Source organism: Azospirillum sp. CT11-132, assembly GCF_047302835.1.
Taxonomy (GTDB): domain Bacteria; phylum Pseudomonadota; class Alphaproteobacteria; order Azospirillales; family Azospirillaceae; genus Azospirillum.
Map to the genome: position 1 here is coordinate 1 of NZ_JBGLZA010000001.1, position 23,100 is coordinate 23,100.

General features: G+C 69.8%; 24 protein-coding genes. 9 read left to right on the forward strand and 15 right to left on the reverse strand.

Going from position 1 to position 23,100, the window contains the following annotated elements; all coding sequences use genetic code 11:
- Nucleotides 1-133: 133 nt before the first annotated feature.
- Entirely contained in the window at nucleotides 134-685 is a 552-nt protein-coding gene (locus ACCD06_RS00005; RefSeq protein ID WP_247871590.1) for a hypothetical protein, read from the forward strand.
- Between the two features lie 3 nt (nucleotides 686-688).
- Here ACCD06_RS00005 and ACCD06_RS00010 read toward each other — a convergent pair whose 3' ends face one another.
- The 9 genes from ACCD06_RS00010 to ACCD06_RS00050 all read right to left on the reverse strand — a co-directional run bounded on the left by ACCD06_RS00010 (nucleotide 689) and on the right by ACCD06_RS00050 (nucleotide 10,679).
- Entirely contained in the window at nucleotides 689-1,207 is a 519-nt protein-coding gene (locus ACCD06_RS00010) for a flagellar protein FlgN (RefSeq protein ID WP_413337836.1), read from the reverse strand.
- Nucleotides 1,204-1,518 carry a rod-binding protein gene (locus tag ACCD06_RS00015; protein ID WP_413337838.1) on the reverse strand — a complete coding sequence of 105 codons (315 nt, stop codon included), beginning with the start codon at nucleotides 1,516-1,518 and terminating at the stop codon, nucleotides 1,204-1,206. The genes ACCD06_RS00010 and ACCD06_RS00015 overlap by 4 nt, the downstream gene beginning before the upstream one ends.
- 28 nt (nucleotides 1,519-1,546) lie before the next feature.
- The gene (locus ACCD06_RS00020) at nucleotides 1,547-2,731 is read right to left on the reverse strand and encodes a flagellar basal body P-ring protein FlgI (RefSeq protein ID WP_109157217.1); all 1,185 of its coding nucleotides are present in this window, start codon (nucleotides 2,729-2,731) and stop codon (nucleotides 1,547-1,549) included.
- Nucleotides 2,732-2,742: 11 nt separating this feature from the next.
- Nucleotides 2,743-3,846, reverse strand: a complete 1,104-nt coding sequence (locus tag ACCD06_RS00025) for a flagellin (RefSeq protein ID WP_413337841.1) — start codon at nucleotides 3,844-3,846, stop codon at nucleotides 2,743-2,745.
- A 4-nt stretch (nucleotides 3,847-3,850) separates the two neighbouring features.
- A complete protein-coding gene (flgK, locus tag ACCD06_RS00030; protein ID WP_109157215.1) occupies nucleotides 3,851-5,248 on the reverse strand; it encodes a flagellar hook-associated protein FlgK in 1,398 nt (465 codons plus the stop codon).
- Between the two features lie 25 nt (nucleotides 5,249-5,273).
- Complete coding sequence (locus tag ACCD06_RS00035; protein ID WP_413337843.1) at nucleotides 5,274-6,518, reverse strand: flagellar hook protein FlgE; 1,245 nt, start codon at nucleotides 6,516-6,518, stop codon at nucleotides 5,274-5,276.
- Nucleotides 6,519-6,892: 374 nt separating this feature from the next.
- The gene (locus ACCD06_RS00040) at nucleotides 6,893-7,903 is read right to left on the reverse strand and encodes a flagellar motor protein MotB (protein WP_413337845.1); all 1,011 of its coding nucleotides are present in this window, start codon (nucleotides 7,901-7,903) and stop codon (nucleotides 6,893-6,895) included.
- A gap of 6 nt (nucleotides 7,904-7,909) precedes the next feature.
- Complete coding sequence (gene motA / locus ACCD06_RS00045) at nucleotides 7,910-8,800, reverse strand: flagellar motor stator protein MotA (protein ID WP_413337847.1); 891 nt, start codon at nucleotides 8,798-8,800, stop codon at nucleotides 7,910-7,912.
- A 103-nt stretch (nucleotides 8,801-8,903) separates the two neighbouring features.
- On the reverse strand, nucleotides 8,904-10,679 hold the full coding sequence (locus tag ACCD06_RS00050; RefSeq protein WP_413337849.1) for a hypothetical protein: 1,776 nt from the start codon (nucleotides 10,677-10,679) through the stop codon (nucleotides 8,904-8,906).
- A gap of 384 nt (nucleotides 10,680-11,063) precedes the next feature.
- Here ACCD06_RS00050 and ACCD06_RS00055 point away from each other — a divergent pair, with 384 nt between their 5' ends.
- The 6 genes from ACCD06_RS00055 (at nucleotide 11,064) to ACCD06_RS00080 (ending at nucleotide 15,046) form a co-directional block, all read left to right on the forward strand.
- Entirely contained in the window at nucleotides 11,064-11,279 is a 216-nt protein-coding gene (locus ACCD06_RS00055; protein ID WP_413337851.1) for a hypothetical protein, read from the forward strand.
- A 257-nt stretch (nucleotides 11,280-11,536) separates the two neighbouring features.
- On the forward strand, nucleotides 11,537-12,268 hold the full coding sequence (gene flgF / locus ACCD06_RS00060; RefSeq protein ID WP_413337853.1) for a flagellar basal-body rod protein FlgF: 732 nt from the start codon (nucleotides 11,537-11,539) through the stop codon (nucleotides 12,266-12,268).
- Nucleotides 12,269-12,291: 23 nt separating this feature from the next.
- Nucleotides 12,292-13,077 carry a flagellar basal-body rod protein FlgG gene (gene flgG / locus ACCD06_RS00065; protein WP_098735494.1) on the forward strand — a complete coding sequence of 262 codons (786 nt, stop codon included), beginning with the start codon at nucleotides 12,292-12,294 and terminating at the stop codon, nucleotides 13,075-13,077.
- 41 nt (nucleotides 13,078-13,118) lie between these two features.
- Entirely contained in the window at nucleotides 13,119-13,784 is a 666-nt protein-coding gene (flgA, locus tag ACCD06_RS00070; RefSeq protein ID WP_413337856.1) for a flagellar basal body P-ring formation chaperone FlgA, read from the forward strand.
- A 26-nt stretch (nucleotides 13,785-13,810) separates the two neighbouring features.
- Nucleotides 13,811-14,542 carry a flagellar basal body L-ring protein FlgH gene (gene flgH, locus ACCD06_RS00075; protein ID WP_109157207.1) on the forward strand — a complete coding sequence of 244 codons (732 nt, stop codon included), beginning with the start codon at nucleotides 13,811-13,813 and terminating at the stop codon, nucleotides 14,540-14,542.
- 45 nt (nucleotides 14,543-14,587) lie between these two features.
- On the forward strand, nucleotides 14,588-15,046 hold the full coding sequence (locus ACCD06_RS00080) for a hypothetical protein (protein WP_413337858.1): 459 nt from the start codon (nucleotides 14,588-14,590) through the stop codon (nucleotides 15,044-15,046).
- Between the two features lie 197 nt (nucleotides 15,047-15,243).
- Here ACCD06_RS00080 and ACCD06_RS00085 read toward each other — a convergent pair whose 3' ends face one another.
- The 6 genes from ACCD06_RS00085 to fliL are packed head-to-tail and all read right to left on the reverse strand — an operon-like array spanning nucleotide 15,244 to nucleotide 20,498.
- A complete protein-coding gene (locus ACCD06_RS00085; protein WP_413337860.1) occupies nucleotides 15,244-15,927 on the reverse strand; it encodes a flagellar hook assembly protein FlgD in 684 nt (227 codons plus the stop codon).
- Nucleotides 15,928-15,947: 20 nt separating this feature from the next.
- A complete protein-coding gene (locus ACCD06_RS00090) occupies nucleotides 15,948-17,339 on the reverse strand; it encodes a flagellar hook-length control protein FliK (protein ID WP_413337862.1) in 1,392 nt (463 codons plus the stop codon).
- Nucleotides 17,340-17,344: 5 nt separating this feature from the next.
- Nucleotides 17,345-18,097 carry a MotE family protein gene (locus ACCD06_RS00095; RefSeq protein ID WP_413337864.1) on the reverse strand — a complete coding sequence of 251 codons (753 nt, stop codon included), beginning with the start codon at nucleotides 18,095-18,097 and terminating at the stop codon, nucleotides 17,345-17,347.
- Nucleotides 18,094-18,735 carry a DUF6468 domain-containing protein gene (locus ACCD06_RS00100; RefSeq protein WP_413337866.1) on the reverse strand — a complete coding sequence of 214 codons (642 nt, stop codon included), beginning with the start codon at nucleotides 18,733-18,735 and terminating at the stop codon, nucleotides 18,094-18,096. The genes ACCD06_RS00095 and ACCD06_RS00100 overlap by 4 nt, the downstream gene beginning before the upstream one ends.
- The gene (gene fliM / locus ACCD06_RS00105; protein ID WP_136702113.1) at nucleotides 18,716-19,924 is read right to left on the reverse strand and encodes a flagellar motor switch protein FliM; all 1,209 of its coding nucleotides are present in this window, start codon (nucleotides 19,922-19,924) and stop codon (nucleotides 18,716-18,718) included. Before fliM ends, ACCD06_RS00100 begins: the two co-directional genes overlap by 20 nt.
- A 19-nt stretch (nucleotides 19,925-19,943) precedes the next feature.
- Nucleotides 19,944-20,498, reverse strand: coding sequence for a flagellar basal body-associated protein FliL (gene fliL / locus ACCD06_RS00110; RefSeq protein WP_413337868.1), 555 nt, complete (start codon nucleotides 20,496-20,498; stop codon nucleotides 19,944-19,946).
- Nucleotides 20,499-20,686: 188 nt separating this feature from the next.
- Between fliL and fliF the strand changes: the two genes are divergently transcribed.
- Nucleotides 20,687-22,405, forward strand: coding sequence for a flagellar basal-body MS-ring/collar protein FliF (gene fliF, locus ACCD06_RS00115; protein ID WP_413337870.1), 1,719 nt, complete (start codon nucleotides 20,687-20,689; stop codon nucleotides 22,403-22,405).
- Nucleotides 22,405-23,079, forward strand: coding sequence for a flagellar assembly protein FliH (locus ACCD06_RS00120; protein ID WP_413337873.1), 675 nt, complete (start codon nucleotides 22,405-22,407; stop codon nucleotides 23,077-23,079). The genes fliF and ACCD06_RS00120 overlap by 1 nt, the downstream gene beginning before the upstream one ends.
- The last annotated feature ends 21 nt before the right edge of the window (nucleotides 23,080-23,100 follow it).

Here is a 23,100-nt window from a genome sequence, read left to right on the forward strand (position 1 = left end):
ACCACATCGAAACGCCCCGGTTCACACGAGCCGGGGCGTTTCGGCGTTTGGTGCGCGCAATTCTGCATCGCTTCACCGGCTATTAATTTGTTTTTGGTGAATTCGGTGGATTGGACCGCCGGACGGCGGTGGCGTGGGGACGGCAATGGGCGATCCGGACGATCTTTTCGACATCTACCGCAAGGACCACGCCGCGGCGGTTCTGTCCGGACCCGCGCTTGCGACCGCCCTGTCCGACACCGTGCGGCGCAGCCTTGGGCTGATCGAGGAGCTGTGCGCCGACGTGACGCGCGCCCTTGCCCAGGCCCGCTATACGACGCGACTGGCGCAGCCGGTGACGGACCGCTCCAGCTATGTGCGGATGGACCGGCAGTCGGAGAGTTTCCGCGATTATCTGAGAAGCTGGAGCCAGCAGCGGGCCGAGAAGGGCAGCGGCGGCATGCATTGGGAAGCGCAGATCCTGGTCACCGATCACCGACGGACGACGAAGGAGATCGGCATCGGCATCGCCTTCGAATGGCCCGGCACGGAAGGGGAGGGGAACCTCGCCTTCGTCGAGTTCTGGCCGACCGGCGCCGGCGTATCGCTGCCGTCCGATGCCCGCGGATTCCAGCGGGCGCTCGTCGCTTGCATCATCAAGCTGGAGCAGGCCGGCGAATTGGCCAGCGTCAAGGACCGCGGCTGATCCCTACAGAGTCGCGTTCAGTCCGGAGGCCGAGAGTTCCACCGGCCGCCTCGCCTGTCCGTCGCGGGCATAGGTGCCGTCGCTCGATGCCTTCTCCAGCGCGGTCAGCAAATTGCGGTTGATGGTCAACACCGCCTTGCGCAGAGCGACGAGGCCGGAGGCATTGGCGGTCACCGCCCGCTCCAGCCGGTCGATCCGCTCCAAGGTCATCGCGCGCAGATCATCCGGCAGGCGGATGCCCTCGTCCCGTGCCCGCAGCACGGCACCCTCCAGCTGTTCCGCCATCGCCGCCTTGCGATGGGCGAAGGCCTCCAGCCGGTCGAGCATGCCGGCGGCGATGCAGGCGGATTCCTCCTCCAGAACCGCCGACAATGCTTCCACCGCGTCGAGGAAGTCGCGCACCAGCAACGCCGTGGCGCCGTCATAGCCGGGATCGGGAGCGGCGGGACCTTCGGCCGGTGCCTGCTCGGGCCGGCGCTCGGGGGCGAATTCGTGGATCAGGTCCTTGAGGGTGACGCTCATGACCGCTGCTCCGCTTGCGCTGCGTAAAGGCGGGCGATCTCGTCATGCGTCATCTTGCCGATGCCCAGCGTGCCCGATTCGGCGATGGCCTTGCCGTATTCCTGCAACAGCATGCTGCGCCACGGCTTTTCCGCCGGGCCGCCGCCGCCGAACAGCGGGCTTTCACGCATGCCCGCGAACATGCTTTCCATCAGTTGGCCGACCAGCATCGCCTCAAACTCTTTGGCCACCTTGTCGGCGGCGGCCGGGTTGGGGACGGCCGGCGTCGAGGGCGTGGCCGTGCTGCGGAGGGTCGTTGCGGCGATGTCCATCGTCGTCTCCCAATCTTGGTCTTCGGGGTCAGATGATTTCCAGATCGGCGTGCAGGGCGCCGGCGGCCTTGATGGCCTGGAGGATCGCCACCATGTCGCGCGGGCCCACCCCCAGCGCGTTCAGCCCGTTGACCAGCTGCTGCAGGCTGACATTGCCGCCGACGGTCACGAACTGGCGGCCGTTGCCTTCCTGAACCTGCACGTCGGTGCGCGGCACCACGACGGTGGAGCCGTTGCTGAAGGGCTGCGGCTGCGACACCTGCGGCGTCTCGACGACGCGGACGGTCAGGTTGCCCTGGGTGATGGCGACGCGGCTGACCCGCACATCGTCACCGATGACGATGGTGCCGCTGCGCTCGTCCACCACCACACGGGCGATGGCGTCGGGGCGGACCGGCAGCTGTTCGATCTCGCCGATCAGGCGGGAGACGTTGCCGACATAGGATCCGGTGATCCGCACATCCACCGTGGTCAGATCGACCACCCGCGCATTCCCGGCGCCGAGCCGGCCATTCACCGCGTCGGCGATGCGGATCGCCGTGGTGAAGTCCGGATTGCGCAGGGCCATCCGCACCTGTCCGACATCGTTCAGCGCGAATTTCAGCTCGCGCTCCACCGTGGCGCCGTTGGCGATGCGGGCGGTGGTCGGCACGCCTTTGGTCACCGTCGCCGCCGCGCCGCCGGCGGTGAAGCCGCTGACCGACAGCGGCCCCTGCGCCACCGCATAAGCCTCGCCATCCGCACCCAGCAGCGGCGTCACCACCAGCGTGCCGCCCAGCAGGCTGGTGGCGTCGCCCAGCGCCGACACCGTCACGTCGACCGTGGTGCCCTGGCGCGGGAAGGGCGGCAGGCTGGCGGTCACCATCACCGCCGCGGCGTTGCGGGTGCGCAGGGTCTCGCCGCGGGTGTTGATGCCCAGCCGCTCCATCATCCCCTTCAGGCTCTGTTCGGTGAAGGGTGTGTTGATGAGGCGGTCGCCGGTGCCGTTCAGCCCGACCACCAGGCCATAGCCGACCAGCTGGTTGCGGCGGACTCCGTCGAAGGTGACCAGATCCTTCACCCGCGTCTGCGCTGCCGCCGGGACGGGTGCCACCGACAGCATGCCGAGCACCAGCAGCAGCCCGCCGACCAGCGCCACGGCACGGCTGAAAACAGCACGGCGGAAAGCGGGCCGGAGCCGGCGCGGAACGGGGAGCTGGATGCCGGGGCTCATGGTGATGCGGCCTAGAGGTAGTTGGTCAGGTGCAGCTTGGCGATGCGCGCGGTGGCGCTGGAGGTGGCGTCGATCTGCGCCTCCAGCTGGGTGATCCGCGTGCTGGCCTCATAGGGATCGACGCCTTCCAGATTGTCGATCTGCAGGCTGAGGATCGCCTTCTGCGTCTTGTGCTGCTCGGCCAGCGTGGCGACCTGGGCGCGCTGGATGCCGAGCTGCGCCGTCGCCTCCCGCAGCTTGCCGAGGCCGCCGGACAGCTTGTCCACCGCCGTCTTGATGTAGTCGGGATAGGCGTCGACATCCATTCTGGAGGTGTCGACCGCCGCCAGCATGTAGATGCCTTCCAGCATCTCCCGCATCATCGGGTCGTTGGCCTGCACGCCATAGGGGATGCTGGTCGACTCCGCCGGCCGGCCGCTGACGCGCGGCGACGCCGCGCCGCCCGGCTGCTGCGCCGTGGTGCCGGTGTAGAGGCCGCCCTCGAAGGTGTCGGTCAGCGGGGCAGGGGCCGGCGTCGCCGGGTCGCGCACGGCGAACAGGTCGTCGAGCCGGGCGATGACCGCCGCGGTCTCCGCCGCCGTCTTCGGCATCTCGGTACCGCCGGTGGCGGACTGGATGGCATCCTGAATGATCTGCATCGGCGAGCGCAGGCCCGACTTGTCGCCGTCGACATTGCGCATCGGCGGCTGGTCCAGCGCCGTGCCGGCGAACAGATAGCTGTTGCCGGACGCGGCGTTCAGCAGCCCGACCACCTGATCCAGCACGCCGCGCGCGCGGATCTGCAACGACGTTCCGGTCGGCGACTGCTGCCCCAGCCCGGTGGAGGCGGCGGCCAGCAGGTCGGTGCCCGACGCGATGATGCTGGTCATCGCGCTGTCCATCGTCTTCATCCGGCCGTCGAGCAGGTCGGTGGTCTTCACATACTCGTCGGTGCGGTCGAACAGGTTGCGCAGCGCGATGTCGCGGCCGGTGCTGGCGCCGATGGTCGCCGCGACATCGGCATGGAGGCCGGTCGACACCTCCTCGTTCGCGCGGGTCAGTTCCATCTGCTGCCGGGTCATGGTGCTTTGCAGCTTCCGGCTCATCCCCAGCGTGGACAGGGCGTTGTACAGCATCGGCTTACCCCTTGATCTGCAATAGGATGTCGATCATGCGGCCGGCGACCTGCACCACCTGGGCACTGGCGCCATAGCTCTGCTCGATCAGCAGCAGCTTCTGCATCTCGTCGTCGATGTTGACGCCGTCGCGGTTGATGCGGGCGGTCTCCAGCGTGTCGGCGCTGATCTTGCGCGCGTTCATCTCCGACTCCGCGCCGGTGCGGTAGCCCTGCTGGGCCGACACCATCGCGGTGGCGTAGCTGCCGAGCGTCGCCGAGGCCGGCATGTCGGTGGCGGCGAAGCTGCGGGTATCGGTGAAGACGGTCAGGAACTTGTCGATCTGCGTCTGGTCGCCGGGCTGGAGCGGACCCGCCGCCTGCACGCCGCTCTGCATCCGCCAGCTTTCCGTCCGCACCACGTCGTTGACCGCGATGCGCGAGGCCAGACCGGCGGTGGCGCCATAGGCCGCGCCGGCATCGGTGAACAGGCCGGGCTGGGTCGGGTCGGCCTCCGCCCCCTGGAAGGCCTGGACGATGCCGGCGGCCAGTTCGTCCAGCTGCGCCATCGCGCGCGGCATGTCCTGCTTGATGGTCTGGACATAGCCCATGATGCGGCCGCTCTGGATCTCGCTGTCCGGCTTGGCCGACAGGGCGACGCCGTTCGCCATCACCTCGTCCCCCAGCAGCGTCAGCGGCTGCTCGCCGGGCGCCAGCGGGTGGTCGAGCAGGGTCTGGCCGTTGCGGGTCATCACCACCGTCTGGCCGTCCTCGCGGCTGTAGGTGCGGATGCCGATCTCCTGCGAGACCTGATCGAGCAGGCGGTCGCGCTCGTCGCGCAGGTCGCCGGCATCGCCGCCGCGCGTCTCCAGCGTCGCGATCCTGCCGTTCAGGTCGCTGATGCGCTGAAGCGAGGTGTTGACCGCATCGACGGAGGTCTGGAGGCGGTCGCGGGCATCGTCCTGCACGGTCTGCGCCGCCTCGGCGGCCCGGTTCAGCCCGCCGGCCAGCGCCGTCGCCTGCGACACCACGGCGTTGCGGGCCGCATCGTCGTTGGGCATGTCGTGCAGGCGGGAAAAGGCCTGCTGCAGCTTCGACAGCTGGGTCGAGACCGATTTCTCGTCCTGCGGCTGCCCAAGCACCAGCGCATAGTCGGCCAGCGCCGAGGCACGCGCCTCCTGCCCGCTGTAGCGGCTGGTCTCGAACCGCGCGTCGCGGATCAGCAGTTCGTCCACCTTGCGGGCGACGGCGTCCACCCGCACCCCGGCGCCGCGGCCGGCGGTGGTGACCGCCGACAGGTCGAGATCGCGGCGCACATAGCCGGCGGTGGTGGCGTTGGCGAGGTTGTGGGACACCATCGCCGCCTGCTGCTGCGTCGTGCGCAGGCCGGACAGGGCGGACGTGAGGGCGAGTTGGACGCTCATGGCCGGGGCTCCGTCTGTGCTGGGCTCAACGCTTCAGGCGGGTGGTCTCTTCGACCAGCTCGTCGGTGGTGCGCACCAGTGTGGCGTTCGACGAATAGGCGCGCTGCGTCTCGATCAGCGAGACCAGTTCGGTCGCGATGTCGACGTTCGACTGCTCCAGCGCGCTGCCGACGACGGTGCCGGCGCTGCCCTGCTTGCCGGCGCCCAGCGTGAGGGTCCCGGTCTCCGCCCCCAGCGTGTAGGTGTTGCCGTCCTGGGCGACCAGCCCGTCGGGGTTGGTGACGGTGGCGATCGGGATCTGGTACAGCGCCTGCCGGGCGCCGTTGTCATACATCACCCACAGCTTGCCGCTGTCGTCGATGTTGACCGAGGTGACCTGCCCGACCTTGGCGCCGTCGCCGGTGACGGTCGGCACGTAATCGCCGTTCAGCTGCGTGAGGTTGCCGAGCGACATGGTGAAGCTGTCGGCCGCCGGCGTGGCCGGCGAGGTGACGGTGATGCCCGGCATCGGATCGAGCGGCAGGCCGGCGCCGTCCACCGGCTTCCCCGCATAGGGGCCGGTCGCGGCGAAGGTCAGCGTCACCGGCGCGCCGCCGACGGTGTAGCCGGCCGGGCCGGTGGCGGTCAGCGTCCACTGGTTGGGGGCGGCGGCCTTGGTCCAGGTCAGCGACAGGTCCAGCGGGTTGCCCAGCCCGTCATAGAAGGTCGGGCTGCTGGTGAAGCTGTCGCCGGCGGCGGCCTGGGCCGGCAGGTTGCCGGAGAAATCCATCGTCGTCGTTTTGCTGCCGCCATAGACGAGGTTGCCGATGTTGACCGACTGCAGATCGTCGAAGCGGGACTTGCTGACGTTCGGCATGGTGCCGTCGGGGTTCAGCTTCCAGGCTTCCAGATACTGGCCGGCGGTGTTGCGCAGGAAGCCCGCTTCGTCGGGCAGGAAGCTGCCGGCGCGGGTCAGCGAATATTCCGGCGTGCCCGATGCCTTGTTGCCGACGACGAAGAAGCCGTTGCCGCTGATCGCCATGTCGGTGGCGGAGCCGGTGCCCATGATCGTGCCGTCCTGCTGCACCTGATAATGGGTGGCGGACTGCACGCCGCTGGCGGTGTAGGTGCTGCGGCTTCCGGGCGCGGTGACCAGGGTCGAGAAATCCACGGTGGCCCGCTTGTAGCCGACCGTCTGGGAATTGCTGATGTTGTCCGAAATGGCGGCAAGGCGCGAGCTTTGCGCGGACATGCCGCTGACACCGGACCGCATGGCGCTGTACAGGCTCATCCTTGGAATCCTCTGGTCAACCGTCGAACGGATGGGGGTTGTGCGTCCCGGGATTCTCCGCGGATGACTGGCGGAGTTAACGATAGCGAAGACGTTTTAAAGGGGCTTTAAAGGAAAAGCTGAGGAGTTTTGTTAAAATGTATGGAGGTTTTATTTGGTTGGGTGTCGGCTGACGATGCCCCCACCCCAACCCTCCCCCGCTCTCAGCGGACCTATGGTCCGCCTGCCGCGTCAGCACAAAGCGGAGCTTTGTGCGAGAGCTGGGCGGGGGAGGGGGCAAGTGCTTGTTCGGGAGAGGGGCGGCAGTCCCTCCCCCGCCCAGCGGGGGAGGTTAGGTGGGGGCATTCGAAGCCGACACTTTCCTCTACGCCGCCCTACCGCCGCAGCAACGTGATGCTGATCCGCCGGTTGCTGGGATCGAGCGGATCGCTCGCCCCGAAATGATCCAGGTCCGCGCGCCCCTCCACCCGGACGATGCGCCCGCCCGGAATGCCGCTGGCGATCAGCTCGCGCCGTGCCGCGTTGGCGCGGTCGCTCGACAGTTCCCAGTTGCCGTATTTGGCATCCGGCGCATAGCCCAGCGCATCGGTGTGCCCGGTGATGCCGATCGGGTTCGGCACCGACGCCAGCGCCGACGCCACCATCCGCATCAGCCGCCGCCCCGGCTCGTTCATCTGGGCCGAGCCGACCTTGAACATCGAGAAGCGGGCCTGATCGGTCAGCTGCACGCGCAAGCCTTCCGGCACCTGCTGGATCACCAGACTGCCTTGCAGGCCGTTCAGGTCCGGCGAGGCGGCGATGCGCTGGCGCAGATCACGCTCCAGCGTCTCCAGCGCCACCCGCTCCGTCAGCTCCGAGGACTGGCGGTCGAGCAGCGCCTCCAGCTCCGCGCGGGTGGCGCTGACGCCGGGCACCGGCTGTTGGGCGGCCGGCGTCGATGGCGCGCTCTCCGTCGCATTGCGCAGCAGGTCCACCGGCGGAACCGTGCCGCCGGGCGGATGCGGCATCGGGTCCTTGCGGCCGGCCGGCTGGCGGTCGCTGTCGCCGACCGACGCCACGACGGGCGGGGAGGCCACCGGGCTCGCCTGATCGCCGGCGGCGTTCGGAGTGGTCAGCGATCCGCTCTTGTCGACCGAACGGCCGGCCAGCATGCCGTCGGCGCCGGAGTTGCTCTGCGACACCGCGACCGGGTTGAAATAGTCGGCGATGCCCTTGCGCTGTTCGGTGGTGGTGATGTTCATCAGCCACATCACCAGGAAGAAGGTCATCATTGCCGTCACGAAGTCGGCGTAGGCCAGCTTCCAGGTGCCGTTGTGCTCTTCCTCGTCATGGCTGCCGAGGTGGCGCTTGACGATGATCGGGGGGAGGGCGGTCTTGCGCGGCATGGCCGGTCACGCCGCCTGACGGCCGTCGCGGGCCTTGGCCTGCGACGACGACAGCGTGGTGGCGACCTCCACCTCCGCCAGACTGGGCTGGATGTCGGTGTACAGCACCTTGCGGGCATATTCGGCGCAGACCTGCGGCGGGCTGCCGCGCAGGTAGGCGCACAGCGCCGCCTTGATGCAGAAATACATGTTCAGCTCCGACTCGCGGCGCTGGCGGGCGGCGCTGGCGATCGGACCGACCATGCCGTAGGACAGCAGCACGCCGAGGAAGGTGCCGGTCAGCGCCCCGCCGATCATATGGCCCAGCACCTCCGGAGCCTCGCTGATGGCGCCCATGGCGTTGATGACGCCCAGCACCGCGGCGACGATGCCCAGCGCCGGCAGCGCGTCGGCCAGGTTCTGCAAGGCCTTCGGCACCTGGTTCAGCTCACGGCCGAGCGTGTCCAGCTCTTCCGCCATCAGCGATTCCAGGTCGTGCGGGTTGTCCTGCCCCAGCGCGATCAGGCGCAGGTAATCGCACAGGAAGGTGATGCAGCGGTCATAGCGCAGGACGTTGGGAAACTGGGTGAACAGCGGGCTTTCGGCCGGCTTGTCGATGTCGGCCTCGATCTGCGACATGCCCTTGGACTTGGCGACGCGCAGCAGGCCATAGACCAGCGCGATCATGTCCAGATAGTCGTTCTTCGGGGTGGTCCTCCCACGGGCGATGGCGCCGACGGCGCGCAGCGTGTCGCGCAGGACCGACGGGCTGTTGGCGATGGCGAAGCCGCCGATGCCGGCGCCGATGATGATGACGATCTCCACCGGCTGCCACAGCACGGCCATCCGCCCGCCCATCGCATAGAACCCGCCGAGCACGCTGGCAAACACCGCGATCAACCCGAACATCAAGCGCATGTCTTCTTCTCCGGATGTGCAAAAGCCATCGCGATTGGGGGCAACAGTCCGCCGACGCTACAGCCCGCCGTTTAAAGCGGCTTTACGGATCAGGGCCCAAAGGTCAGTGGGGTCCCCGCCACCCCCGCGCCAGCCGGTCGAGCGCGCTGGCCGCGGCAAGGTCGCGCTCCACCGACTCCGCGCGCAGCGGCCCGTCGGCCGGCGGCGGGGCGAACGCGTCCAGCAGCCCGGCCCAGCGGGTGCCGGCCAGCCGCGCGCGTTCCGCGTCACCGAAACCGCGCGTCGCATCGGCGTCGCCGGCCAGATAGGCCGACAGCCCCTGCAGAGCCAGATCGTCCGCCGTCGGCTCCGCTCCGGTGGCCTTCAGTTCGGCGGCCAGTTCGGCGAAGGCGGTCCGCGCCGCCCGCCATTCCCCGGCGGCGAACAGCCCCTGCGCCCGCAGCCGCGCCGCCTCCGCCCCGCCCAACCCCCGCAGCGCGTCGAGCGCCCGCACCGTATCGCCGTCGCCGAGCAGCGCGTCGGCCCGCAGCAGCGCCCGGCGTTCGGCCAGTTCCGGCTCGAGTCCGGCACCGCCGGTGCGGGCCAGCACGTCCAGCGCCTCCCCCTCGCGCCCGCCGTCGATCAGGGCGCGGGCCAGCGTGGCGCCAAGCTCCGCCCGGCGCGGACCGGTCGCCCGTTCGGTCAACGCATGCAGGATGCGGGTCGCCTCCACCCCATAGCCGTCGCGCAGCAGCAGGCCGGCGAGGCGCCGCCGCAGCCGGCCGTCGGCAGTGTCGGCCAGCGTCACCAGCCGCCCGTGCCGCGCCTGGAGCGCCAGCGCATAGAGCCCGCCCGGCGGCGATTGCTCCAGCCGGTCGAGCACGGCAGCCAGCAGGCTGCGCCCGGCCGTCAGCGCGTCGCGCCCGCGCGCGGTGGCGCCGAAGCGCCGTCCCAGCAGGCCGAAGATGTCGAGCGCCGCGTCGGTCCGCCCGCTGCGCGCATAGGCGCCGCCGAGTGCCGCCAGCGCATCCGTCTCGACGTCGTCGCCGCGCCAGGCGAAGCGCAACGCTTCCAGCGCCTTGATGGCGCCGTCCTCGTCCAGCCGGCCCAGGCCACGGCGCAGTTCGATGGCCCGCACTTCCGCCCGGCGGGCGAAGGGACCGCGCCGCAAGGCCGCCGCGGCGTCATAGCGCTCCAGCGCCGCATCGGGTGTCGCCTTCAGCTCCGCCAGCCGGCCGCGGAAATAGTCGAGCCGGCCATCGGTCATGCCCGCGGAATCGACGGTGATCATCTCCAGCACGATCAGGTTCAGCGCCGCGCTGTCCCCCGCCTCGTCCGCCGCGGCGGCGAGTGTGGTCAGCAGCCGGCTGCGCAGGTCGGCCGGATAGTCCAGCAGCCGGCGCAGCGCGATCGGCAGCCCCTCCTTCGCCGCCGCCCAGCGGGTCGGCGCCAGGGCCGCGCTGCGCCAGACATTGTGGTCGGGCATGGCGCCGGCCGGCAGCTGGACGAACAGATTGTCGTCGGGCGCGTCCTCGCGGTCGAGCGCGCGGAAGGCGTCGCCCAGGATGCGCAGGGCATAGCGCTGGTCCGGCGCCGGCGACAGGCTGCCCGCCGTTTCCAGTGCCGCGCGCCCTTCCTCGTCCATGGCGCGGGCGAGCAGGAAGCGGACCAGCGCGATCTGCGCCTCGACCCGCGCACGGCCCCGCGCCGTTTCGATGGCGGCCTGCAGCACCTCGCGCTTGCGGTTGAAATCCTCCCCGGCCCAGCCGGCGAGATCCATCGCGGCGATTGGCGGCGGGGCCGGAGGCTTGGGCGGTTCGGCGGCCTGCGTCGCGGGGTTCGGTGTGCGGTCCGGCATGCGCTCAAGCTGCCGCAAGGTCTGCTGGATGCTGTCGCGCACCTCGCCTTCCAGGCTGGCCACGACGGGGAGGGGAGGGTTAGGCGCAATCCCCCTCTCCCCCCCGGGGAGAGGGTCGGGGTGAGGGGACGCACTGCGTGACTATCCCGAGAATCCTCCCCGCGCTCCCCCCTCACCCTAACCCTCTCCCCGGGGGGGAGAGGGGATTCTGCCGGGAGAGGGAGAGTCATCGCCGCAGCATTCGCCGTGCCGATGGGGTTCAGCGCTTCGACAACTCCGGCGACACTGACAGAAGGCGGAACCTCCGGCGCTGCAGTCGCGACGACGACCTCCGCCGCCACCTCCACCGCCCCATCCCCCGCCACCCCCGGCTTCACACCCGGAACCGGCGGTCCGCCGACATCGACGATCAAATTCCGACGCTCCATGACGCTCGCCACCCGCGCCCCGCAGGGCACCGTCGCGGTCAGGCTGCGCCCGCCGTCCGCCGTCACGAAGTCCGACAGCCGGCGGGAGAAGCTGTCGCGCAAACTCGCCAGCGGCCAGCGCAGCGGATCGGGCACGCTGATGCGCAACACGCAGCCATCGACCACCGCCACCGGCTCCATCCCCTTCGGCACCGACAGCACCAGCCGCGAATAGTCGCCATGGTCGCCCAGCTGCGCGCGGACGGTCGCGGCCTGCGCCGTCCCCGACAGCAGGGCGAGGACCAGCGTCGAACCAAGCGTCAGTGCGTTCTCCGGGCGCCGTTTCATCACAGTCGTCTCGCATTTTATCGAAATGATCGCCAAACCTGCTCCAAGTCCGGCAAGGCATCGGCCGGAACGGCTCAGGTTGAAACCCGGCTTTAAACTGCCTCGTCCAGATTAAGGCGGAGTTCAAAACCGGAGTGTTCGGCGATGGAGAACCAGCTTTACATCGGACTGTCGCGCCAGATGGCGCTGCGGCGGCAGCTGGACGTCGTGGCGAACAACGTCGCCAACATGAATACGGTCGGTTTCCGTGGCGAGCGCACCCTGTTCGAAGCGGCGATGGAGGCCGGCGGGCGCAAGCCGACCGACCGCATCGCCTTCACCATCGACCGCTCCACCTACACCGACCTGCGCGCCGGCGCCTTCACCGAGACCGGCAACCCCTATGACGTGGCGCTGGACGGCGACGGCTTCCTGTCGGTGCAGACGCCGGACGGCGTGCGCTACAGCCGCGACGGCCGGCTGCGCCGCGACGCCGACGGCACGCTGGTCGGCCCCAACGGCTACCCGGTGCTGGACGACGGCCGCCGGCCCATCGCCATCCCGTCGGACAGCAGCACGATCACCATCGGCTCCGACGGGCTGCTGTCGGCCGACGGCAACGTGATCGCCCGCATCGCCGTCTCGCGCTTCGACAACCCGCAGGCGCTGAAGCAGACCGGCGACCTGCTGTTCGAACCGGTCGACGGCATGGAGGCGCGCCCCGCACCCGACACCCGTCTGGTGGAGGGCAAGGTCGAACGCTCCAACGTGCAGGGCATCGTCGAGATCGGCCGGATGATGGACCTGACCCGCGATTATCAGGCGGTGACCAAGATGGTGGACGACGGGCAGGACCTGCTGCGCTCCGCCATCAACCGCCTCGGCAAATCCTCTTAAAGTTCCAAAGGGAGAGTCAGTCCATGCGCGTGCTCAGCATCGCGTCCACCGGCATGATGGCCCAGCAGATGAACGTCGAGGTCATCTCCAACAACATCGCCAACATCAACACCACGGCCTTCAAGCGCTCGCGCGCCGAATTTCAGGACCTGATGTATCAGGCGGAGCGCCGGCAGGGCAGCCAATCCACCGATTCGGGCACCATCGTGCCGACCGGCGTCGAGGTCGGCTTGGGCGTGCGGCCGACCTCGGTCAACCGCATCAACACCACCGGCAACCTGACCTCCACCGGCAACGAGCTGGATCTGGCGATCGAGGGGCGCGGCTATTTCAACGTGACCCAGCCCGGCGGCGAGACCGTCTACACCCGCGCCGGCAGCTTTAAGCTGTCGCCGGAAGGCACCATCGTCACCGCCGACGGATTCACCGTCGCCCCCGGCATCACCGTGCCGCAGGGCACGCGCGAGGTGGTCATCAACCGCTCCGGCGAGGTGCTGGCCTATGTCGACGGCAAGGCCCAGCCGGTCAACCAGGGCCAGCTGGCGATGACGGTGTTCGTCAACGACAGCGGGCTGGAGGCGCTGGGCGACAATCTGTTCCGCGCCACCCCGGCGTCGGGTGAACCGCAGGAGGGGCTGGCAGGCCAGGCCGGTTTCGGCACCATCCGCCAAAAGTATCTGGAATCCTCCAACGTCAACGTCGTGCAGGAAATCACCGAGCTGATCTCCGCCCAGCGCGCCTACGAGATGAACGCCAAGGTGATCGAGGCCGGCGACCAGATGGCCTCCACCATGACCAACATGCGGTGACGATTGTGCCGCGAACCCTCCGCCAATCACTGACGGGCCTCTTGCTCGGGACCATGCTGGCGCTTCCCCTCCCGGCCACCGCCGGACCGGTCGAGACGCGGCTGGCGGAGGAGCTGCTGGCCTCCCTCGGTCCCTCGGTTCCGCCGGACGCGCAGGTGGCGCTGACGCTGGGCCGCCCCTTCGACGGGCCGGTGGACGCCGTGCGCGATATCGGCCTCGACCCCCGCACCGGCATCTTCCAGGCCCGCATCCTCAGCGGCGGCCATGTCGTCGAGTTGAGCGGCCGGGCGGACGTCGAGGTGACGATGCCGGTGCCGGTTCGCCGCATCCGGCCGGGCGAGATCATCGAGGCGTCCGACCTGACCACCATCCGTATGTCGCTCGACCGCGCCGGGGCCGGCTTCATCGCCTCGGCCGAATCGCTGATCGGCCAGTCGCCGCGCCGCCAGCTCTCCACCGGGCGGCTGGTGCAGGTCGGCTCGGTCGGCGCGCCCATCGTCGTCCAGCGCAATCGGCCGGTGACGCTTGTTTACGAGGATGGCGCGCTGCTGCTGGCCGCCCGCGGGCGTGCGCTGCAGGAGGGCGGCGTCGGCGACACCGTCCGTGTCATGAACATCGCCAGCAGCACCGTCGTCACCGGCACCGTCACCGGGGCCGAGACCGTTTCGGTGAGCGGCCCGCGAGTCCCGCAAGCAGCAAAGCCCTGAGATATCCGATGAAGGGAGCTTCCCAGATGCGCACCGCGCTCGTCCCCATCTTGCTGCTTTCGCTTGCGACGGGCGGCTGCGCGCGGCTGGCCGACATCGGCAGCGCTCCCGCCCTGTCGGAGATCTCCAACCCGGCGCTGCAGCCGGAAGCCCGCGTGATCTCGCTGCCGATGCCGCGACCCTCGACGGCCGAGCAGATCCCGAGTTCGCTCTGGCGCACCGGATCGCGCGACTTCTTCCGCGATCCCCGCGCCAAGGCGGTCGGCGACCTGCTGACCGTCGTCATCGACATCTCCGACCAGGCGCAGCTGCGCAACAGCACCCAGCGCGGGCGCACCAACAACGAGAAGGCCGGCATGCCCAACTTCTTCGGGCTGGAAAGCCGCCTTCCCGCCATCCTGCCCGATGCCGTCGATCCGTCCAGTCTGGTCGATCTCGACAGCTCCAGCACGTCGAGCGGCAACGGCACCATCCAGCGCAACGAACGCATCGCCATGCGCGTCGCCGCCGTGGTGACCCAGGTGCTGCCGAACGGCAACTTCGTCATCGCCGGCCGGCAGGAGGTGCGGGTGAACTACGAACTGCGCGAGATGCGCATCGCCGGCGTCATCCGTCCCGAGGACATCAGCAACGCCAACACCATCGAATACGACAAGATCGCCGAGGCGCGCATCACCTACGGCGGCCGCGGCCAGATCACCGACGTGCAGCAGCCGCGCTACGGCCAGCAGGTGCTGGACGTGATTCTTCCCTTCTGATGATCTGGCCCCTCTGATGATTTGGCCTGTTCGGGAACCCGCGCCATGAAAGCCGTCCTGCTGTTCGCCGTGGCTGCGATGCTCGCCTTCGCCGGCGGCTACGGCTTCGGCCGCATCAAGACCCCGCAAGACTCCGCCCCCGCCGCTCCCGCCGAACCGGTCGCCGGCGGCCCCTATTACGTCGAGGCCGGCCAGTTGGTCGTGCCGATGCTGGAGCGCGGGCGGACCATCGCCTTCATCCTGACCCAGGTCACGCTGGAGGCGTCCAGCGCCGACGACGCGCTTCTGGTTCGCCGCCGCCTGCCGCATGCCCGCAGTGCCATGCTGGAATCCCTGTTCGACCTCGCCGGCCACGGCCGCTTCAACGGCCCGGCGGTCGACCCGCAAGGCGTCGCCACCGCGCTCCTGGCCGGCGCCAACGGCTCCTTCAGTCGCGAAAACGTCCAACCGATCCGCGCAGTCCTGATCGACCGCCTGCTGCGCCAGGACAACACGCGGCTGTAAGCCGGCTTTCTCTCACCCTTTCAGGATCCCCTCTCCCCCCCCGGGGAGAGGGTTAGGGTGAGGGGATCGCGTGGCGAGGATCTTCAAGCATCGTGCACCCCCGCTCTCCCATTGGATCCACCCTGTGCATCCCCCTCACCCCGACCCTCTCCCCGGGGGGGAGGGGAATCCCCAGGGTGGGAGAGGGGCTGCACTTCTCACGACGCCGACAGCACCGCGCCGGAATCCACCGTGGCGCCATTCTTCAGCACGAACTTGCTGGCGCCGTCGACGCTGCGCACCTCGGCCACCGTGTCGGTGACGACGGTGGCGGTGTTCAGCGCCTTGCCGTCCTTGTCCTTCGCCGTCACCCGCAGCGTATAGACGCCGTCCGGCGCGGTGCCGCCGTTCGCCGTCTTGCCGGTCCAGTCGAAGACCTGCCGGCCCGTCTTCAACGAACCGGGGCTGCTGTAGACGACGCTGCCGGCGCTGGTCAGCACCTCCAGCTTCACGCTGGCCGGCGTGCCCTCGACCGTGTAGGCGGCCTGCGCCTTGCCGTCGGTCAGCGACAGCTGGTCCGACGCCACCTCCACTTTGCGGCCGAGCAGGGCCATGTCCATGCGCATGCCGCTGCTCTTCAGCGTGTCCAGCACCTTGCCCAGCGTGTCATTGGAGCGCATCGACTGCTCCACCGTCGACAGCTGCGCCAGCTGGGTCATGAACTGGGTGGCGTCCATCGGCGCCAGCGGGTCCTGGTTGCGCAGCTGGGCGGTCAGCAGCTTCAGGAAGGATTCGTAATCGACGGTGGGTTTCTTGGTCTCTTCCGTGGAGGCCGCCGCATTCGTCTTCGCGGCGGTCATCAGGCCGGTGCTGGGCGTGGTGGTACCGGACGTAGTTGTCATGGCGGAAAGGTCTTTCCTGTTCAGACGGTGACGTCGACCAGCCCGTCGATCGGGCGCAGCGACCGGTCGCTAACGAATTCGGTGGCGGGTTCGGGAACGGCCTCGGCCTGCATCCTCCAGCCGCCGGAGCTGCCGCCCCGGTCGGGAGCGGCGAAGCCGCGCGACTGCCCGTCGCCCTGAAGCGAGAACTGCAGGTTGGAACTGTCGAGCGACAGCCCGGCATCGCCGAGCGCGCGTTCCAGCTGCGTCAGATCGCGCCGCAGCAGGGCCAGCGTGTCGGCCTGTTCGGCTTGGACGGTCAGCGAGACCTTGCCGTCGCTGACGTCGGCGACGACGCGGATGCGGCCAAGCTCCGCCGGGGCGAGGTCGATGTGGAACTCGCCGCCGCCGCTCTCCGCCACACGGACCAGCGGAGCGGCCAGCTGCGCCATCGCCGGGCTGTGCGCGGTGGCGGTCCGGCCGGAGGCCGCGGCGGCGGCATAGTGGGTGGCCGCCTGGGCCGGCAGCGTCGGCACCGCCTCGAACCCGGTGGCTGCCGCATCGCCGCTGCCCGTGCTTGGGGAAGCGGAGAAGGGTGGGGCGGGATCCCGGCCGGCGAGGGCAGGGGCGGCATCGGGGGCCGGCTGTCCTGGCTGTGCGGATTGGGGGGCGGCGGGTGCGCTGGCGGCCTGTTCGGCCTTCCCGGCGGCGGCGCCCTGACGGCCGGCGCCATGCGCGCCGCGGATGGCGGTGCGGGGATCGCTGCTTTCATCGCGCCGGCTCTCGCGCCCGTCCGGGGAGGGGGGCGCTTCGGCAGACGTATTCGGCGCTGCGGCGGCCATGGCCGGCAAACCGGCCTGCACGGTCTGGAGCGGTGCCGGCGCATCGGCAACCCGGTCGGCATTACCCTGTGCAGTGGCATCGGCGCTTGCGGGTGCCGCCGTTTCGGCCTGTCCGGCCGACCCATCGGGTGCGGACGGGGCTGGCGCCGGTTGCGGCGCGGTTGCCGGTGCGGTCGCGGTGGTCTGCCCGGCAGGGTGCTTGGCCTCGCCGGTCGGCCCTGCCGCCTGCGGAGCGGCGGATCCCGGTGTCGTCGCCTTGCCGACCGATGCCGTGGGCACAGTGGTTGCCGGAGCTGCCGGAGCGGCGGCCATCATCCAGGGCATCAGCGGGGCGTCGGTGCCGCTCGCCTGCACCACCGCCTGGGTGATCGCACCCTGCGCGGCGACGGGGTCGTCCGCTCTCGGCTCCTTGCGCTTGCGCAGCCGGTCGGGGCGGGCCGCATCGTCGGGTTCCTCCTCCGCGGTCTCGTCCACCAGACTGGCGAAGTCCTCGTCGCGCGCGTCGTCGCCGGACGAGCCGCCACGCTGGGCCGAAGCGGAGGTTGCGGCCGGCCGGGGCGGAGCCGAGACGGCATCGGGCATGCTGGTCATGGCGCTCAATTCGTCAGGGTGGGGCGCGGAATGCCGGCGGTGACGGGAACCGCGGCCCCCACCACCGCCGGAGCGGCCTTGCGGTCGCCGGGCAGGGCGCGGCGCTGCAGGATCAGCCGCGTCACCTCGCGCGCCTTGGCGTCGGCCATCTCGGCCAGGATCGGGGCGGCGCGCCGCTCGGTGATGCGATCCAGCACATCGACAACGATGTCCGTTTCCATGTCGGTCAGGATGCGGGCGGCGTCGCGCGGCTTCATCGCCTCATAGATCGACACCATCCGCTTCAAATCCTCCTGCTGGAGGGTGGAGCGCTGGGTCATCAACGCCTCGACCTCGCGCTTCACGCCGTTCAGCCGCTGGATCTGTGTGCCGACCCGCGCCTCCGTCGCGGCGAGCACCGCTTCGGCCTCGCGCAGGCGGTTCTGCCGGCCGGCGCTGTCGGCCTTCTGCTCGTCGATGGCGGCGCGCAGCAGCGGATCGGTGCAGTTCGGCGGCGCCAGCGCCACCGGCGGCGGCAGCTCGGCGACCGGCGTCGAAACCGGCAGCGGAGCGGGCGCCGGAGCAGCCTCCGCCGCCTTCGGATCCGTTGCCTTCAGGTCGGCCGCCTTCAGATCGGTTGCCCAGGGCCGTTCATGGGCGCCGAACTCGCGGTCGAACTGCTGGGCGATCACCGGAAAGCCGTCGACCAGGGCGCCGAGCTTCAGCGGCAGCACCATCAGCACGGCGACCAGGGTGATGGGCAGGATGCGCGGAATCATGCCGACGCCTCCGACCCGACAGTGCGCAGCCGCGCGTAGAAGGCGCTGGCCGCCGCCTTCGCCGGACCGGTGGGAGCGGCGGCTTCGGCAGGCTGGCCGGCGACGGCACGCAGAGCGGTTTCAAGCGCCCGGAACTCGCCATGATCCACCTCCGCCGCTTTCAAGGCGGACACCAGGGGGGAGCTTGCCGCCGCCTCTGTCGCCGCCTCGGCCGGCTTCGCCACGCCCTCCACGGCCTCGGCACCCTCCGCCCGCGCCCGGTTGCGGGTGGAGCGCGCTGTGCTCGCCATGGCGCCCTCGTCCAGGCGGCGCAGCAGGGCGCGGGCATGCTGGACCGACTCCTCCATGCGCGCGGTGGTGCGCTCGCAGGAGCCCAGGATCAGCGCCATGTCCTCCTTCATGCCCTTGGCGCGGTCGAGATCGTCGGACAGCCGGGCGGCGATCTCGGTCGCCGACGTCACCATGCGCTTCATCGAGGCGTCGGTGTCGTCGATCGACTTGGAGAAGGTCGACACCAGGGCGTTGATCTCGGACTGGCCGGTGCGCAGCAGCTTCAGCCGCTTGTTGACGATGACCAGATAGGCGGTCGCCGTGACCAGCATCACCGCCAGGGCCGCGTCAATGAGAAAGGAGACCATCGATCAGCTCCTGCTTGGTGTCGAGATCGGTGTCGATCTTCACCGCGATGTTGTCGTTGCGCTGTCCCATGTGTCCGGCGAACAGCGGGATGGTCTTGCTGAAGACCAGGACGGTGGAATCGGGATTGATGCGCAGCTTCAGCGATTGGCCCTTCTGCCAGGCCAGCACCTCGCCCAGCGGCACCTTGGTCTCCGCCAGCACGGCGACCAGCTCCAGCTTGGAGCGCATCAGCTCGTTCTTCAGGTGGCTTTCCCACACCGTGTCATGGCCGAACTTCTCGCCCATGAACATCTGCACCAGCTTGCCGCGGATCGGCTCCAGCGTGGCATAGGGGATGACGATGTCGATGTGGCCGGTGCGGCGCTCCACCTCCACGGCGATGCGCACGCGGATGATGGCGTTGGTGGCCCGTGTGATGGTGGCAAACTGCGGGTTCACCTCCAGCCGGTCGAAGACGAAATCCACCTGCGCCAGCGGATCGAAGGACTGCCCCAGATCCTGCAGCACCACCTTCATCATCCGCTCGGTCATCTTGCGTTCGATGGAGGTGTAGGCGCGCCCGTCGATCCGCCCCGGCCGCGACCGCCGCCCGCCCAGCAGCACATCCATCATGCAATAAATCAGCGCGCTGTCGATGGTCACCAGCATCTGGTTGTCCCACGGCTCGGCGCGGGCGACGCCGATCAGGGCCGGCAGTTCGATGGCGTCCTGGAAATCGGTGTAGCGCAGCCATTCGATCTTCGACAGCGACGCCTCGACGTTGGTAGAGGCGAACTGGCGCAGCGAGGTGTTCAGCATCCGCACCATGCGGTCGAACACCACGTCCAGCATCGGCAGCCGGTCCTTGTTGACCGTGGTCGAGCTGACCAGCCGCTGGATGGCGCTCATCTCCGGTCCGCCGCCTTCCGGCGCGCCGAAATTCAGCAGCCGGTCGATCTCCTCCTGGCTCAGCGTCTTGGTCTCGCCGCTCAGCGCCTGCTGCATCGCCTCAGCCATCGCCTCGGCCTCCGCGGCCTCTGCTGCGGCGGGCGGAGCGGGCGCAGTGGTCTGCTGTGCCGCGGCCAGTTCCCACGCGGCGTCGGACCAGTCCGCATCCTCGTCGGCGACGAGTGTGGACGTGGGCATGGACGGGGCGGCCATGGACGGGGTGGCCATCAATGGGGCGGGCGGGGCGGGGGTGTCGGTCATCCGGTGCCTCTGGAGGTCGCTATTGCGTGAGCAGGCTGCGCAGCAGAACGTCGGTGACGACGTCGCGCCGGCCGGCGGGGTCGGACAGGATCAGGTTGAAGCGGCGCCTGATCTCGCTGCGCAGGCGGTGCAGCCCGGCCGACCCTTCCAGGTCGTCCTGGTCCAGATTGCGCAGGAATTCCTGCAGACTGTCGGTCAACTGCGGCATCGCCTGTTCCAGCGTCTGGCGGTCGTGGTGGGCGACGGTCAGCGACAGGCCGATCTTCAGGAAGCGGGACGGCGTGTCGCGGCGCAGGTTGACGACCAGTTCCGGCATGTCGACCACCACGTCGGCCGGCGCGGTCTCCGCCGACGGCACCCACAGCCGCTCGACGGCTTCAGTGCCCGCCGCCAGCCAATAGCCGCCGATCCCGGCCGCCGCCACCGCGCCCAGCGCCACCAATCCTGCCAGCAGCCGGGCGACCGGCAGGGCGATCACCAGGATCCGCCCCGACCCGCGCAGCCTGTTCAGGACTTCGTCCCGCACCGCTCCCGTCGCTGCCCCCGTTTTCGCCATGCCAAGTCGTGTAATCATCGCTCCATCCCGCCGGACATTGCCGAAAATTTTAGTAAATCAAGAAACGGGTAAAGTTTTAGAAGTTTTGTCTTCAGCACCGCTCCCGTTTTTTACTCCGCTTAAAAGTCGCGCCGTTAGCGTGACGGGGTGTGCAGGGCGAAGACTAGGCCCGCCGATTTTCAGAAACTTTAAAGGTGCGGGGAACCGTGGACAGTCTGATCGACACCTTGCGGTCGTTGGGGCGCGGTCGGCTGCTCGTCCTGGCGGGCACCGGTCTCGGCATCGTCCTGGCCGTCGCCGGCATGGCGCTGCTGCTGTCGCAGCCGCACATGACCGCGCTCTACAGCGGCCTGGAACCGGCGGAGGCCGGCCGCATCGCCAAGGCGGTGCAGGAAATGGGCGTGCCGGTGAATGCCGGCTTCGACGGCACGACGATCAGCGTGCCGCAGGCCGACGTCTCCCGCGTCCGCATGGCGCTGGCGGAAAAGGGCCTGCCGTCCCACGGCGGCGTCGGTTACGAACTGTTCGACACCGACAAGCCGCTCGGCATCACCAGCTTCATGCAGCGCATCAACCGCCTGCGCGCCATGGAGGGCGAACTCGGCCGCACCATCGAAACGCTGTCCGGCGTCGAGGCCGCCCGCGTCCACATTGTCCTGCCGGAACGCGAGGAGTTCTCGCGCAACGCCCCCAAGCCGACCGCGTCGGTGGTGGTGCGCATGCGCGGCCGGGGGTCGATGGACCGCCGCCAAGCCCTGTCGATCCGCCACCTCGTCTCCGCCGCCGTGCCCAACCTGAAGCCCAGCGCGGTGACGGTGATGGATTCCTCCGGCGAGCTTCTGCTGACCGAGGATGACGGCCCCGGGCTGGCCTCGGCCCGCACCGACGGGCTGCGCGTCGCGGCGGAAACCCGCGTCGCCCGCGCGGTGGAGCAGATGCTGACCGCCCGGCTCGGCGCCGGCAATGTCCGTGTCCAGGTCGCCGCCGAGGTGGAGACCAAGCGCGAGGTGGTGCGCAGCCAGACCTTCGACCCCAACAGCCAGGTCGTCCGCTCCACCCAGACCGTGCAGGAGCAGGACCGCAGCCAGGACACCAACGGCGAACCGCCGGTCACCGCCGAACAGAACCTGCCGCAGCGCGACGTCCGCGCCCAGTCGCAGGGGCCGCAATCCTCCAACGACAGCAAGCGGCAGGAGGAAACGGTCAACTACGAGATCTCCAACGTCAGCCGCGAAACGGTGATCGAGCCCGGCGACGTCCGCCGTCTCAGCGTCGCCGTGCTGGTCAACGGCACCTGGAAGACCGCCGCCGACGGCACCCGCCAGTACGAGCCGCGCAGCGCCGAAGAGCTTCAGCGCCTGGGCGAACTGGTCCGCTCCGCCATGGGCTTCAGCGAGGCGCGCGGCGACCGGGTGACGGTGGACAATCTGGAATTCGTCGACCTCGCCCCCGACCTCGCCCCCCGTCCGCTGGGCGACGAGATCGCCGAGACGCTGACCCGCAACGTCATGACGCTGATCCAGTGGGTGATCCTGCTGGTGCTCTCCGCCCTGGTGATCCTGGTCGGCCTGCGTCCGCTGATCCGCCGCGTCTTCCCGGCGCCGGAGCCGGTGGTGGCGGAAGCCCCGGCGCTGGCCGCCCCGGCTGGCGGCGCCATGCCGCAATTGACCGGCCCGGCCATGGCGGGCGCCGCCGCTGCCGGTGCGGCGCTGCCCGACGGCGCGGAAGCCGACCCCGCCCTGGCCGCCGCGCCGATGGCGCCGCAGCTGGGCATCGAAGAGACAATGGACCAGCTGATTGAGCTGCGCACCGTCGAGGGCCGCGTCCGCGCCTCCTCCATCCGCCGGCTGGGCGAGCTGGTCGACCAGTATCCGGACGAGGCCATCGATATCCTGCGCTCCTGGCTCTATGAGGAGGTGGCGTGATGGCCGCCTACCCGCGCTACCGCTTCGACCACAGCTTCGGCGCCCCCGTCGCGGTCGCGGAGCCGGAAGCGGTGGAGATCGCCGACCCGCTCGACCTGCCGACCTTGTCGGAACGCGAGCACCGGGCGGCGCTGGAGCAGACCCGCGAGACCGCACTTGCCGAGGGTCTGGCCCAGGGCCGCCGCGAGGGTGAACTCACCGCCGCCCGCCGCATCGAGGCGGAGCTGTCCGCCACCCTCGATCGGCTGGCGCAGCGGATGGCGGCGCTCGACGCCGGCCACGCCGCCCTGATGGAGCGGCTGGAGGCCCAGGGCGCCGTCGTGCTGCTGGCGCTGGTCCGCCGCATGGCGCCGCGCCTGCTCGATCAGGTCGCCCGTGCCGAGGTGGAGCGTCTCGCCGCCGACGCCCTGCGCGCCGCCGGACAGGCCCCCGTGCTGACCCTGCGCCTTCACCCCTCGCTCTGCCTCCCGCTGGAAGAGCGGCTGGCCGGGCAGGGCGTCTTCCAGGGCCGTCTCGACATCCAGGGCGACCCGGCGCTGGCGGTGGGCGCCGTGGAGGCGAACTGGGGCGCCGGCTCCCTCCGCCGCGATCCCGCCGCCATCGAGGCCGCCGTCGCCGACCTCACCGACCGCGCCGCCGCTGCCCTGACACCGGCGCTGTCCACCGACCTTTAACGATCCGAAGCGAGAACCCTC